Origin of the sequence: Sphingomonas sp. Sph1(2015), from assembly GCF_001970915.1 — a bacterium.
Lineage (GTDB): Bacteria > Pseudomonadota > Alphaproteobacteria > Sphingomonadales > Sphingomonadaceae > Sphingomonas > Sphingomonas parapaucimobilis.
The window spans coordinates 1-13,672 of record NZ_MQUI01000067.1 but is presented as its reverse complement, the minus strand read 5'-3'; the positions used below and the strand labels follow the sequence as shown (position 1 = coordinate 13,672).

The window sequence follows — 13,672 nt, the reverse complement described above, 5'->3', positions numbered from 1 at the left end:
AGGGGCTTCAGCTTGGCTTGCGAGCCCGCCCCCAACGCGCCTAGGTACGGGGCAGCAACCAAGGGGAAGCACCATGCCGCCACTCATCACCCCGCAAGACCTTTCCGCGATCGCGGGCGAGGCGGACGTGCGCATCCTCGACGTCACCTATTTTCTCGACGATGCGGACGGCACTTCGGCCCGGCGCGGCTTTGAGGACGGGCATATTCCCGGCGCACGCTTCCTGCCGCTGGGGGCGCTCGCCGATCGGGAGAGCGATCTGCCGATGACGCTCCCCGGGCCGGAGCAGTTCGCCCATGCGATGAGCGAGGCGGGTGTCGGCCATGCCGACCGGATCGTCCTGTACGATCGCTCGCCACTGCACAGCTCCGCGCGGGTCTGGTGGCTGCTGACCCTGTTCGGCGCGAAGTCGGTGACGTTGCTCGACGGCGGGCTGGAGGCTTGGCGCGCCGCCGGTCATCCCGTCATGGTCGGCCCGGCAGGCGCCCCCGAAGCGCCCGGCCTGTTCGTCGCCCATGCCGATCTGGCACGCGTGCGCAGCCTTCGCGAAGTGCTCACCCATGTCGAAGCGGGTGACGCACAGATCGTCGACGCCCGCTCGCCCCGCCGTTTCGCAGGCGCCGAGCCGGAGCCGCGTCTCGGTGTCGAACCCGGCCATATCCCCGGTGCGCTGAACCTGCCCTACTCCAAGCTGTTCGAGGCCGACGGCCGCTGGAAGTCTGCGTCGGCGATCGCCGACGCCTTCGCCGCCGCCGGAGTAGATCCCGCCAGACCGATGGTCGCCACCTGCGGATCGGGTATCACCGCCTGCGTCCTCGCCTTCGGGGCGGAGCGGATCGGCGGGCTGATGCCGGTCTATGACGGCAGCTGGACCGAATGGGGTTCCGATCCCAGCACCCCCAAAGCGAAAGACGTTTGACCGCGATGACCGACGACGACCTGCCCATCAAGCCCGCCACCCGTCTGGTCCAGGCGGGCCGCCGCGCGGAATGGACCAAAGGCGTGGTCAACGTCCCCGTCTGGCGCGGCTCGACCGTACTCTACGACAATGTCGCGCATATGCGCGCCACCGGCGCGGGCGATCTGCACGAGAAGCTGTTCTACGGCCGCAAGGGCCTGCCGACCCAATGGTCGCTGGCCGATGCGCTGACCAGCCTGGAGCCGGGGGCGGAGGCGACCTTCCTCTATCCCTCGGGCGTGGCGGCGATCGCGGCGGCGCTGCTGTCGGTGCTGTCGCCGGGCGACGAGCTGCTGCTGGTCGACAGCGCCTATGACCCGACGCGCGGGCTGGCGACCGGGCTGCTGGCGCGGATGGGGATCACGACGCGCTTCTACGATCCGCTGGTCGGGTCCGGCATCGCCGATCTGATCGGCCCGGCGACCCGCGCGATCTTCCTCGAAAGCCCCGGCTCGCTGACCTTCGAGGTGCAGGACATTCCCGCCATCGTCGGCGTGGCCAAGGCCAAGGGCATCACGACGATCCTCGACAATACCTGGGCGACGCCGCTCTTCTTCCCCGCGATCGAGAAGGGCGTCGACCTGACGGTTCTCGCCTGCACCAAATATATCGTCGGCCATTCCGACGCGATGCTGGGGTCGGTGACGGCCGCGCCCTCGCACTGGGCGGCCTTGCGCGACACGAGTTTCCAGCTGGGTCAGGTCGCCAGCCCCGACGACGCCTATCTGGGCAGCCGGGGCCTGCGCACCATGGGCGTGCGCCTCGCCCAGCATCAGCAGAGCGCGCTGGCCATCGCCCGGTGGCTGGCCGAGCAGCCGGGCGTGGCGCAGGTGCTGCACCCGGCTTTGCCCTCCTGCCCCGGCCATGAGGTCTTCGCGCGCGACTTCCTGGGATCGAGCGGACTGTTCGCCTTCGTCCTCGACGGCGGCAACGACGCCGCGCGCACCGCGATGCTCGATGGCCTTGCCCATTTCGGGCTCGGGTTCAGCTGGGGCGGCTATGAGAGCCTGGCCATCCCCGCCGACCCGCATCGCTATCGCAGCGTGACCAGCCGCGACTTCGCCGGGCCGCTGATCCGGCTTCAGATCGGGCTGGAGGATACGGACGACCTGATCGCCGATCTCGATCGGGGGCTTTCCCGCTTCCGGGCCGCGCGCGGATGACGCTGTTCGAATGGCTTCAGGCGAGCGGCATCGAACTGCCGACCCGCGCCGAGGCCATGGAGGCGGCGGTCGCCTCGGTCCTGACGCTCGCCATGCTGGCGGGCGGGGTGATCGCGGGGCGCAGGCTCGGCCCGCCCATCGCCGCCATGGTGCAGCGTTTCGCCATCGCCAAGGGCGAGACGCTGCACGCGCGAATCTGCGCGATCACCCGGCATGGCACCGCCGCTTTCCTGTTGATGACGCTGGGCGCGATCTGGCCCTGGGAGTCGCTGGCGGGGGTTCCCATCGGGCTGGCGCTGGGCGCGTCGGTGGCGCGCGCCGGGTTCCAGCTGCTGCGCGGGCTGAACCTGCCGCGCTGGCTGGCCTGGGTCTTCGCCACCGTCTGTTTCGTGGCGCTGTTCAGCCGCGAGATCGGCGGGCTGGAGCCGGTCAGTCGCCTGGCCGAGCAGATCGGCTTTACCGTCGGCTCGCGCCGCTTCTCGGTCATGCTGCTGGTGACGATGCTGGTCACGGTGGTCGCGATCCTGGCCGTCACCCGCGCCGTCACCCGGATCACCGAGCAATGGATCGGCCATGCCCGCGGGCTGGACCCGACGCAGAAGCTGCTGGCCCAAAAGCTCGCCAGCATCGCCATCGTCGTCCTCGCCTTCTTCTTCGCGATGGATTTGCTGGAGATCGACCTGACCAGCCTGGCGCTGTTCTCGGGCGGGTTCGGCCTGGCGATCGGCTTCGGCTTGCAGAAGACGATCGGCAATCTGATCGCCGGGATCATCCTCCTCATGGACCGCTCGATCAAGCCGGGCGACGTCATCGCGCTCCAGAACGAGATCGGCTGGGTGAACAAGATCGGCGTGCGCGCCGTCTCGATCATCACCCGCGACGGCAAGGAACATCTGATCCCCAACGAGAATCTGATGACGCAGGAGGTGGAGAACTGGTCCTATTCCGACCGCAACGTCCGCGTCCGCATCCCGGTCTCCATCGCCTATGACAATGACCTGCGCCTCGCGCAGGAACTGATGCTGCGCGCCGCCAACGAATCGCCACGCGTCCTGAAAAGCCCCAAGCCGACCGTCTGGCTGATGAGCTTCGGCGACTATTCGCTTCAGCATGAGATATTGGCGTGGATCAGCGACCCGGAAAGCGGTGTCGGCAATGTCCGATCCGACGTGCTCAACCGCCTGTGGTTCCTGTTCAAGGACCATGGCATCGGCCTGCCCTATCCCCAGCGCGACATCCATATCCGTTCGCTGCCGACGGGGATGCGGCACGAGAATCTCGACGCTTGATCTGTGTTATTTGCGCAACATCGCGTCCCCCGAGCATCAGTCCATGTTCGATTATACTTGTGCAGCGCACCACGGCCTGCCAATCTTTCATGACTTGCCAAGGCAGACGGTCCGCCGGGTTCACCCGACATACAGAGGCCGCACCGATGCGAGCTTGCAGGTGAGAACATCGAATTTCCGTTTGAAAGGGAAACGATGCGCTTCTCCACGATCCTCCTTGGCGGCCTCTCGCTGGTCGCCGCGACGCCCGCCTTTGCGCAGGACAGCAGTGCGGATACCGCGCCGCCCTCACCGATCACGGTCAGCGGCAGCGCTTCGATCCTGACCGACTATCGCCTTCGCGGCGTGTCGCAGACCAACAAGAACGCCGCCGTCCAGGCCGCGCTGACCGTCGCGCATGAAAGCGGCTTCTATATCGGCACCTTCGCGTCGAACCTGGCGGGCTGGGGCACGTTCGGCGGCGCCAATATGGAGCTGGACGGCATTGCCGGGTACAAGCACACATACGGCACCGCGACCGTCGATGCGGGCGTGACCTGGTACACCTATCCGGGCGGCGCGTCCGAGACCGACGTGGTCGAATTCTTCGGCCGCCTGTCGGGCACCGCCGGCCCCGCGACGCTGACCGCCGGGGCCTATTACGCGCCCAAGCAAACCTCGCTCGGCAACTTCTCCAACACCTCGTACAGCCGGGGCCAGCGTTGGGACAACGTCTACCTGACCGGCGACGGCGCCGCCGCGATCCCGGGCACGCCGATCACCGCCAAGGCGCATATCGGCTATTCCAAGGGCAATCCGGGCCTCGGCCCCAACGGCACCAGCCTGTCGCCGACCGGCAGCTATTGGGACTGGTCGCTGGGCGCCGATGTCGCGGCGTACAAGAACCTGACCTTCAACGTGTCGTATATCGACACCGACATCACCAAGTCGAAGGCGGCCTATATCCAGCCGAACTTCTCGCAGGGTCAGGTGCCGGGGGGCGCCTCGATCTCGGATGCGACGGTGGTGTTCTCGCTGACCGCCGCTTTCTAAAGGATATAATGGCTTTTCGGGGGTGAAGGGGCGGTGCCGGTGACGGCGCCGCCCTTTTCCATGGCAGCGGCAGGAAAGCCCCCTCGCCTCGGGCCGAAGACGCGCCTAAGCTGACGCCCTCTCGTCGTGGAGTGCGTTCGATGATCCGGTTCCGCCACGCTGCCCTGTCCCTCGCCCTGTTGTCCGCGCTGGTCGTTCCGTCCGCTGCGGCCTGGTCGCTCCAGAACGCGCTCCCCATCGCGCCGACAAAGCCCGGCGGCTCGGGCCGGGTGCTGGTCCAGTGGGTGCCGGGCGAGATACGCTGCCACGGCGTGCCGGTGACGGGACAGCCGATCCGGCGGCCCTGGAATCAGCTCGGCTGGGTCGGCAATGCCACGCAGAACGCGATGACCCTGCATTTCGCGATCGATCCGACCGGCCGCCCGGTGTCGCTGACCCGCGAGACGACGGGCTTCGTGCCGCTGTCCGACGATGTAGAACCCGCCCTGGCCGCCAGCCGCTTCGCCCCCCAGGCCCCGCAGCAGGATTGCACCGTCACCTATATGATGCGCAGCAGCGCGCTGGCGGGGGCGGATGGGCTGGAGCTGATGGCCTATACCGTCCATCCCGTCACGGGGCCGCTGCCCGAGGAGGGCTGGCAGCGGATTCGCGATGCGGGCGGCGACTGCCTGACCAATCCTCAGCCGCAACCGCTCGAACGGCACTTCCCCGATTTTGCGACCATTCCCGCAACGCCCGGCGTGCAGGACTGGTCGATGATCCGTTATGACGTCGATGCGGGCGGGCGGACGCGTGGAGCCGCGCTGCTGGCGGGGACAGGCAATCGCGCGCTGGATGCCGCCGCGTTGAAGGCCATCCGCGAATCCCGCTTTACCAAGGGTGCCAGGAGCGGCTGCCTCTATCCCTATTGGCGCGCGGCGGCGAAGCTGCCCGCCCCCGACATGCCCGAGGCGATCCGCGCCACCAAGCTCGCGGGCAACTGCCCCGACGAGCATGGCTGGGCCGTGCCGCCGCAGCTGCGCTTCCCCGAACCCTATCGCCGCCGCTCGATCGAGGGCTGGGCGGTCATCGGCTATGACGTCGCGCCTTGGGGCCAGACGGGCAATCTGAGGGTCATCGCCGCCCAACCGGCGGACGGCTTTGGCGATCAGGCGCTGGCGATGATCCGCGATGCGAAATTGCCCGCCAGCCAACAGGGCTATACCGGCTGCGTCGACCGGGTGCGGTTCAAGATCGCGCCCGAACCCGCGCCCAGCGCAGGTGGCGAAGGCGGCGCGCCGGTGCCTGGGACGTGAAGCGGCAGGACATGAGTCTGACCCAAGCTTAGCCCCTCCCCTTCAGGGGAGGGGTTGGGGTGGGGCACCGCCACGAACACTATGCTTGCGGAAGCGCCCCACCCCCGGCCCCTCCCCTGAAGGGGAGGGGTGCATCAGCCCAATCGATGCCCAACGAAAAAGGGCCGGGAAGGCGATCCGCCCCCGGCCCTTTCCCTAACACTCGCCCGGCGTCACTTGGTCGCGGCGCGTGCGTCCTGGCCGTCGCCTTCGGGGGCGGCGACGATGTCGCGGGTGGTCGCACCCTTGTCGACGACGTTGGTGCCGGGATCGCCGACCGACGAGCGGATACCCGCATCGGCGCTGTCGGCACCGGCATTCTGCACCAGGCCATATTCCGACTGGCTACGCGCCGCCTGACCGCCGAACAGCGCATCCAGCGTCTGCTGTTGGCCGCTGCGGGTCTGGACGGGCGCGGCGCCCGGCTGCGGCGGGACCAGCGCGAAGTCGGGCGGGATCACCAGCGAGGGCTGGCGCGCGACGGCGAATTCGTCGGGGCGCGCCCGGTCGAGGCCACGCCCGGCCCCACATCCCGTCAGCAACGCGGCGCAGGACAGACCTGCGATGACGGGCACCAACTTACGCATTGCTCTTCTCCACGGGAGCGGGCCGGTCGCGCACGAGAAGCGCGCGGGCCAGCAAAACCAGAACGCCTATCGTAATCGCTGCATCGGCGACATTGAAGACCAAAAACGGACGCCACTCGCCGAAGTGCAGATCGGCGAAGTCGACGACATAGCCGAAACGCACCCGGTCGATGATATTGCCCAGCGCCCCGCCCAGCACGCAGCCGAGCGCGACCTGATCGACCGGGTTACGCTCGCGCGTCATCCAGAAGGCCACCGCCAGCGCGATCGCTCCGGTCATCGCGACCAGCGCCCAGCGCGACGCGTTGCTGTCGGCGGTCAGCAGGCCCAGCGAAATGCCGTAATTGGGCACGAAACGCAGGTTGAAGATCGGCATGATCTCGCGCACGTCACCCAACGACCGGAGGCCCATCGGCCCGGTCACCGCCCATTTGATGACCTGATCGACCAGGAACAGCGCCAGCGCCGTCACCAGTCCACGCTTGGGCAGATTAGCCATGCGCGACCACCTCGGCGCAGCGGCCGCACAATTCGCCATCCGCCGCCACATCGGGCAGATGACGCCAGCAGCGGCCGCATTTGTGCTTGTCCGTCCGAGTCACGGAGACCGTATCGGCGATCCGCACATCGGCGACGATGAACGCCTCGGCCAGAGCGTGCGGCTCCAGCGGCAGCGACGGGACCGTCACCTCGGCCTCGTTCGACGAACGCACGGTCTTTTCACGGCGCAGCGGCTCGATCGCCTCGGTCACTTGCGCGCGAAGGCCCCTGATCTCGGTCCAGCGCGCCATCAGCGCCTCGTCCTCGCCCAGCTGCGGCAATTCCGGCCATTCGAGCAGATGGACCGAACCATCTTCCGACGGGAAGCGCGACTGCCACACTTCCTCGGCGGTGAAGCACAGGATCGGCGCGGCATAGCGGACCAGCGCGTGGAACAGGATGTCCAGCACGGTGCGATAGCTGCGCCGCTTGGGATCGGTCGCGGCGTCACAGTACAGCGAGTCCTTGCGGATATCGAAGAAGAAGGCCGACAGGTCCTCATTCGCGAAATCGGTCAGCGCGCGCAGATAGCGGTTGAACTCGAACGCGTCCGCCGCACGCCGCAGCTCGGTGTCGAGCGCGGTCAGGCGAGCGAGGACATAACGCTCCAGCTCGGGCATCGCGTCGAACGAGATGCGCTCCTCTTCCGTAAACCCGTCGAGCGCGCCGAGCAGATAGCGGAAGGTGTTGCGCAGCTTGCGATAGCTGTCCGAGGCGGTGGCGAGCACCTCCTTGCCGATGCGCACATCCTCGAAATAATCGGTCGAGGCGGTCCAGATGCGCAGGATGTCGGCGCCCGACTCGCCGATGATCTTCAGCGGATCGACGACATTGCCCAGCGACTTGGACATTTTGCGCCCCTGCCCGTCGAGCGCGAAGCCATGGGTCAGCACCGCGTCATAAGGCGCACGCCCGCGCGTGCCGCAGGATTCGAGCAGCGACGACTGGAACCAGCCGCGATGCTGGTCCGATCCTTCGAGATACAGGTTCGCGCGCGTACCCTCGCCGTAGCGCGCCTCGATCACGAAGGCATGGGTCGAGCCGGAGTCGAACCACACGTCGAGGATGTCGTTGACCGGCTCGTAATCGGCCAGATTATAGTCGGCACCCAGCAGCGCCTGGTGATCGGCGGTGAACCACGCATCCGCCCCGCCTGTACGGAAGGCATCGAGGATGCGGGCGTTGACCGCCTTGTCCGCCAGATATTCGCCGGTCTGGCGGTTCACATAGAGCGCGATCGGCACGCCCCAGGCGCGCTGGCGGCTAATGACCCAGTCGGGGCGGCCCTCGACCATCGAGCGGATACGGTTGCGGCTGCGCTCGGGCACCCAACGGGTGCGTTCGATCGCGTCCAGCGCGGTCTGGCGCAGCGTCGCGCCATTGCCCAGCGGCACGGTCAGCAGCGGCGTCACGCCCGATATCGGGTCGACATTGGCCATCGCCAGATCGGGGATCAGCGAGCTGTCGGCGCGGTCCATCGGGATGAACCATTGCGGCGTGGCGCGGAAGATGACCTTCGCCTTGGACCGCCAGCTATGCGGATAGCTGTGCTGGAAATCATCGGAAGCCGACAGCAGTGCGCCCGTTTCGCGCAGGTCCGAACAGATCGGGCCGTCGGCGGCGACGAACTTCTTGTTGATGACGCTGCCCTGGCCGCCCAGCCATGCCCAGTCGGGGCGATAGGTGCCGTCGCCCTGCACCGCGAAGACCGGATCGATGCCGTGCGCCTTGCACAGCAGGAAGTCGTCCTCGCCGTGGTCGGGGGCCATATGGACCAGGCCCGTACCCGCCTCGGTGGTAACGAACTCGCCCGCCAGGAATGGGCGGGGCTTGGCGAAGAAACCGCCCAGCTTGTGCATCGGGTGGAGCGCCGTCGCACCCTCCAGCACCGGCCCCTTGGCGAGCGCGATGAAGGTTTCCATCGCGATGCCGGTCCGCTTGGTGAAGGCGGGCAGCAGCGGCTCGGCGACGAGATAGCGACGCCCCGCGCTCTCGAAGTGCAGATAGTCGATCGCCTCGCCATAGCTCAGCGCCTGGTTGACCGGGATCGTCCAGGGGGTGGTGGTCCAGATGACCGCCAGCGCGCCGACCAGATCGGGATATTCGGGGCAGCTCGCCACCTCGAACCCGACATCGATCTGGGTCGAGACGATGTCCTCATATTCGACCTCGGCCTCGGCCAGCGCGGTCTTTTCGACCGGCGACCACATGACCGGCTTGGCCCCGCGATAGAGCTGGCCCGACTGGGCGAACTTCAACAGCTCGCCCGCGATCACCGCCTCGGCGTCATAGGTCATGGTCAGATACGGGTTGGCCCAGTCACCCATGATGCCCAGCCGCTCGAACTGCGCCTTCTGCGTGCCCACCCAGGTATCGGCATAGGCGCGGCACTCGGCGCGGAATTGCGCGACGGGCACCTCGTCCTTGTTCAGCTTCTTGGCGCGATAGGCTTCCTCGACCTTCCACTCGATCGGCAGGCCGTGGCAGTCCCAGCCGGGGACATAGGGCGCGTCCTTGCCCATCAGGGTCTGCGAGCGGACGATGATGTCCTTCAGCACCTTGTTCAGCGCATGACCCATATGGATGTCGCCATTGGCATAAGGCGGGCCGTCATGCAGGATGAACCGCTCGCGCCCGCTACGCTCGCGGCGGAGGCGGTCGTACAGCCCCATCCTGGCCCAGCGATCCAGGATCGCCGGTTCCTTGGCGGCAAGTCCCGCCTTCATGGGGAAATCGGTCTTCGGCAGGAAGACGGTGTCGCGGTAATCGGGCGCGTCGCTCATAGGGGACACGCCCTTAACGACTTTAGGTTAACACGTCATGCCGGATTATGCGACGAAAGTATCTGGCGCGCACGGAGACAATCGGTGTCCATCTGCGTGACCAGGGCATCCAGCGAGTCGAACTTCGCCTCGGGCCGCAGATAGTCGATCAGCTCGACGGTCAGGCGTTGACCGTAAAGGTCGCCGTCGAAATCGAAGAAATGCGGCTCCAGCAATTCCTTGGGCGGATCGAACTGGGGCCGGATGCCCAGATTGGCCGCGCCGTCCAGAACCCGCCCGTCGTCCAGCCGCCCGCGCACCGCATAGATGCCGTAGGCGGGGCGCAGATATTCGCCCATGTCGAGATTGGCGGTCGGATAGCCGATGGTGCGGCCCAGCTTGTCGCCATGCTGCACCACGCCTTGCAGGGTGTAGGGCCGGGTCAGCAACCGCGCCGCCGTCTCCGGGTCGCCCGCGATCAGCGCGGCGCGAATCCGGCTGGACGAGATCGTCTCGCCATCCAGCATCACCGGCGCCACCGCATCGGTCGAAAAGCCATGCGCCCGACCCCAGGCGCGCAGCGACGTCACATCGCCGCTGCGCGCGCGACCGAAGGTGAAGTCCTCGCCGGTCACCACGCCGCCGACCCGCAACGCAGCGCGCAGCCGTGCCTGCACGAAATCCTCGGCCGACAGCGCCGCCAGTTCCTCGTCGAAGCGGAACACCACCATCGCGTCCACCCCCGCCGCCGCGAACAGCCGTTCGCGCTGGTCGAGCGTGGTCAGGCGGAACGGCGCGGCGTCGGGTCTGAAATAGCGGATCGGATGCGGATCGAAGGTGGCGACCAGCGCGGGCCGCCCTTCCGCCCGCGCGCGTGCGACGGCGGCACCGACCACCGCCTGATGCCCCAGATGAAAACCATCGAAATTGCCCAGCGCGACGATTCCGCCCGCCAGATGCGCCGGGATAGGCCCCGCGCCGTCAACACGCTGCATGGGCCGCGCTATAACAGGCCGCGCCGAATTGGCTAGGCACGCGACAGGATGCGATTGCCCAGCCCGCCACTGGCCAGATCGCGCAGCATCTCGGCACGCACCAGCACGTCCTCCAACGGCACGCCGACGCCGACCGCGACACCGCCCGACATGGTGACCGCACCGATCGGCTCCCCCGATCCGCGCAACCGCAGCGTCCGCTCGCGCATCGCGACGCGCGCATCCTCCATCATGCCCGCCAGCGTGGACAATGGCCGTCCGCGCAGCACGACGAGGAACAGATTGCCCTGCCAGCGGACGATCTCCGTCCCCTCGCACGCCTGGCGCAGCGTGGCGACGAAGGCGCGCAGCACATTGTCGGCGACCGAGCGCCCGTAACGTTCGTTGATCCCCTCCAGATCGTCCAGGCTGCACGCCGCCAGCACATAGCCATGCGGCTCGCTGGCCAGCCTCTCGACCATCGCCCGCGCGCCCGTCCGGCTGGTCACGCCGGTCAGCGGGTCGATGCGGTCGTCGGTTTCGCCGGGCTCCATCCGGGAGCGCAGACCCGCGATATTGCCGGCCAGTTCCTCCAGGTCGCGTTCGGTCTTGGAAATGCGGGCGATCAGCTGTTCGAGCAGGGTGGCGATGGCGCGGGTGTCGGGGCCGACATCGTTGCTGCAATGCGCATGGGACAGCGCCATGACCTGTTCCGAGAAATCGCTGGTAATCGCCCTGGCGTCAGAAGTCAGCGCCTCCAGCGTCTCGGCCTGTTCACCCAGATCCTGCTCCATCTGGATCCGGCCGAGCCCCAGGTCGGCCACTTCATGCTCGCGGACCAGCGGCATCAGCTCGCGGACATCGTCTTCGGTCAGGCGAACACCGCCATCGGTCCGCCGCGCGACCTCTCCGCCGAGCGGGCCATAGGGGTGGAGGATCGCCTGCAACGCCAGCGCGTAGCTGGTGGTGGTCCGGGCCAGTCGATGCCGATCGAGGAACGCGACCGCTTCGTGACTGGCGTCGAGAAGGCCGACCGGATCGCTGCCCGTCCGACACCCCTGCGCACTCCCCCCGTCGATGATCATCCGACACTGCCCGCTGCCAAGACGAATGCGGTTGATGCCGCGATTCTTTATCCGACCATGGGTTTACGGATATCGCATCAACAAATGAAGATAGGTTGAGGGGTTTTTCGTCAAACCGGTCAGGTGCGGCGAAGGCCGCGCCCTTCTGTTATCGCTCCAGCGTCACAAAGGAATAGGATGGGCGCCCATCGACAGCGGGATGATCCTGTCGCTCGACTTCGCGCCAACTTGAAAACGCATCGACAACAGTATCACCCTCGGCGTCGATATTGATTTCGGTCAATTCCACCCGATCGGCGATGTCGCGGAACAGGTCGAAGATTTCCGCGCCGCCGATCACCGCCACCGGCCCCTCACCCGCCAGCGCAAGCGCACCCGCGACGTCGTGCGCGACCTCCGCGCCCGGTGCGCTCCAGTCATGGTCGCGGGTCAGGACGATATGCCGTCGCCCGGGCAGCGGCGCGGGAAAGCTGTCGAAGGTCTTGCGGCCCATGATCATCGGCTTGCCCATGGTCAGCGCCTTGAAGCGCTTGAGGTCGGCGGGCAGGTGCCAGGGCAGCCCCCCATCGCGCCCGATCACCCCGTTTCGCGCGCGGGCGAGGACGAGCGTGATCATATCGCGACCGGCGCCTTGATATGGGGTTGCGCGACATAGTCGTGAAGGACGAAATCCTCCGGCTCATAGCCGTCGATGGCGTCGGGGCGGCGCAGGATTTCGAGGCGGGGCAGCGCGCCCGGCTCGCGGCCCAGCTGGGTCTTGGCCTGCTCCAGATGGTTCAGATACAAGTGGCAGTCGCCGCCGGTCCAGATGAACTCGCCCACCTCCAGATCGCATTGCTGCGCCAGCATATGGGTCAGCAGCGCATAGGAGGCGATGTTGAACGGCACGCCCAGAAAGATATCGGCCGAGCGCTGATAGAGTTGCAGCGACAGGCGGCCGTTCGCGACATGGGTCTGGAACAGGCAGTGGCAGGGCGCCAGTGCCATGGCGTGGAGGTCGCCGGGGTTCCATGCGGACACGATCTGGCGGCGCGAGGCGGGCTGGGTGCGGATCTGCTCCACCAACTCGGCGATCTGGTCGATATGGCGGCCATCCGCCGTCGCCCAGTCGCGCCACTGCTTGCCATAGACCGGGCCGAGATCGCCCTGCTCGTCGGCCCATTCGTCCCAGATGCTCACCCGGCGATCCTGCAGCCAACGGACATTGGTGTCGCCGCGCAGGAACCACAAAAGTTCGACGATGATCGAGCGCAGGTGGAGCTTCTTGGTGGTCAGGGCCGGAAAGCCCTTGGCCAGGTCGAACCGCATCTGGTGGCCGAAGACCGACAGCGTGCCGGTGCCGGTCCGGTCCATCTGCTGCACGCCCTGGGTCAGGACCCGGTCCATGAGATCGAGATATTGCCGCATGATCCGGGCCTAGCGCCGCGCGCGGCCGGAGCCAAGCCGAACCGGATCGGCGCGGGATGAAGCTGCGTCCGGCCCGCGATTCGGGCACTTCCGTCGGTGTACCGCTTACCCCGCCCTGCCCCGATGATCCGCACGCGCCAGGATGCGCTGGCGCTGTTCGCCGGATTGGATCGCGACGGCGGCGAGGCGATGGGGATCGCCTATCTGGGTTCGGAACGGATGCTGTTGGGCTTGCGCCATGTCGCGGGGCACAGCGATTCGGTGACGGTTCCGGTCGCCCGGATCGCCCGCGATGCGATCCTGCTGGGGGCCGGTGCAGTGCTGATCGCGCACAACCACCCCGATGGCGACACCCGCCCCAGCGCGGCGGACCTGGCGCTGACCCGGCGGCTGGCGCAGGGGTTGGCGGCGCTGGACGTGATGCTGCTCGATCACCTGATCCTGGGACACGGTTCGGTTGTGAGCCTGCGAGAAGAAGGGATGCTCTGAAACCCTCCTCCGCTGAAAGCCCCTCCTCCCGGCAGGGGGGAGGGGTTTGGGG

Annotated in this window: 13 protein-coding genes; 6 read left to right on the top strand and 7 right to left on the bottom strand. The window is 67.3% G+C overall.

Features of this window, described 5'->3' with window-relative positions; translation table 11 throughout:
- Positions 1-73 precede the first annotated feature (73 nt).
- From BSZ14_RS17540 to BSZ14_RS17520, 5 genes are all read left to right on the top strand, one after another.
- Positions 74-919 carry a sulfurtransferase gene (locus tag BSZ14_RS17540; RefSeq protein ID WP_076711888.1) on the top strand — a complete coding sequence of 282 codons (846 nt, stop codon included), beginning with the start codon at positions 74-76 and terminating at the stop codon, positions 917-919.
- Positions 920-924: 5 nt separating this feature from the next.
- Positions 925-2,121 carry a cystathionine beta-lyase gene (gene metC, locus BSZ14_RS17535; protein WP_076711890.1) on the top strand — a complete coding sequence of 399 codons (1,197 nt, stop codon included), beginning with the start codon at positions 925-927 and terminating at the stop codon, positions 2,119-2,121.
- Entirely contained in the window at positions 2,118-3,410 is a 1,293-nt protein-coding gene (locus tag BSZ14_RS17530; protein WP_076711887.1) for a mechanosensitive ion channel family protein, read from the top strand. Before metC ends, BSZ14_RS17530 begins: the two co-directional genes overlap by 4 nt.
- 195 nt (positions 3,411-3,605) lie before the next feature.
- Positions 3,606-4,442, top strand: coding sequence for a TorF family putative porin (locus BSZ14_RS17525; RefSeq protein WP_076711886.1), 837 nt, complete (start codon positions 3,606-3,608; stop codon positions 4,440-4,442).
- Positions 4,443-4,582: 140 nt separating this feature from the next.
- Complete coding sequence (locus BSZ14_RS17520; RefSeq protein WP_241823818.1) at positions 4,583-5,737, top strand: energy transducer TonB; 1,155 nt, start codon at positions 4,583-4,585, stop codon at positions 5,735-5,737.
- 212 nt (positions 5,738-5,949) lie between these two features.
- On the opposite strand, the gene BSZ14_RS17515 is transcribed toward BSZ14_RS17520, so the two are convergent.
- The 7 genes from BSZ14_RS17515 to BSZ14_RS17485 all read right to left on the bottom strand — a co-directional run bounded on the left by BSZ14_RS17515 (position 5,950) and on the right by BSZ14_RS17485 (position 13,131).
- Positions 5,950-6,363, bottom strand: a complete 414-nt coding sequence (locus BSZ14_RS17515; RefSeq protein WP_042489683.1) for a DUF3035 domain-containing protein — start codon at positions 6,361-6,363, stop codon at positions 5,950-5,952.
- A complete protein-coding gene (lspA, locus tag BSZ14_RS17510) occupies positions 6,356-6,862 on the bottom strand; it encodes a signal peptidase II (RefSeq protein ID WP_042489681.1) in 507 nt (168 codons plus the stop codon). Before lspA ends, BSZ14_RS17515 begins: the two co-directional genes overlap by 8 nt.
- A complete protein-coding gene (gene ileS / locus BSZ14_RS17505; RefSeq protein ID WP_076711885.1) occupies positions 6,855-9,686 on the bottom strand; it encodes an isoleucine--tRNA ligase in 2,832 nt (943 codons plus the stop codon). The genes lspA and ileS overlap by 8 nt, the downstream gene beginning before the upstream one ends.
- Positions 9,687-9,721: 35 nt before the next feature.
- Positions 9,722-10,660 (bottom strand): bifunctional riboflavin kinase/FAD synthetase, encoded by a 939-nt coding sequence (locus tag BSZ14_RS17500; protein ID WP_076711884.1) that lies wholly within the window; start codon positions 10,658-10,660, stop codon positions 9,722-9,724.
- Positions 10,661-10,692: 32 nt separating this feature from the next.
- Positions 10,693-11,724, bottom strand: a complete 1,032-nt coding sequence (locus tag BSZ14_RS17495; protein ID WP_076711883.1) for a GGDEF domain-containing protein — start codon at positions 11,722-11,724, stop codon at positions 10,693-10,695.
- A 148-nt stretch (positions 11,725-11,872) separates the two neighbouring features.
- The gene (locus BSZ14_RS17490) at positions 11,873-12,340 is read right to left on the bottom strand and encodes a dihydrofolate reductase (protein WP_042489673.1); all 468 of its coding nucleotides are present in this window, start codon (positions 12,338-12,340) and stop codon (positions 11,873-11,875) included.
- On the bottom strand, positions 12,337-13,131 hold the full coding sequence (locus BSZ14_RS17485) for a thymidylate synthase (RefSeq protein WP_076711882.1): 795 nt from the start codon (positions 13,129-13,131) through the stop codon (positions 12,337-12,339). Before BSZ14_RS17485 ends, BSZ14_RS17490 begins: the two co-directional genes overlap by 4 nt.
- Before the next feature lie 123 nt (positions 13,132-13,254).
- Between BSZ14_RS17485 and BSZ14_RS17480 the strand changes: the two genes are divergently transcribed.
- Complete coding sequence (locus BSZ14_RS17480) at positions 13,255-13,620, top strand: JAB domain-containing protein (protein ID WP_076711881.1); 366 nt, start codon at positions 13,255-13,257, stop codon at positions 13,618-13,620.
- Positions 13,621-13,672: the final 52 nt, after the last annotated feature.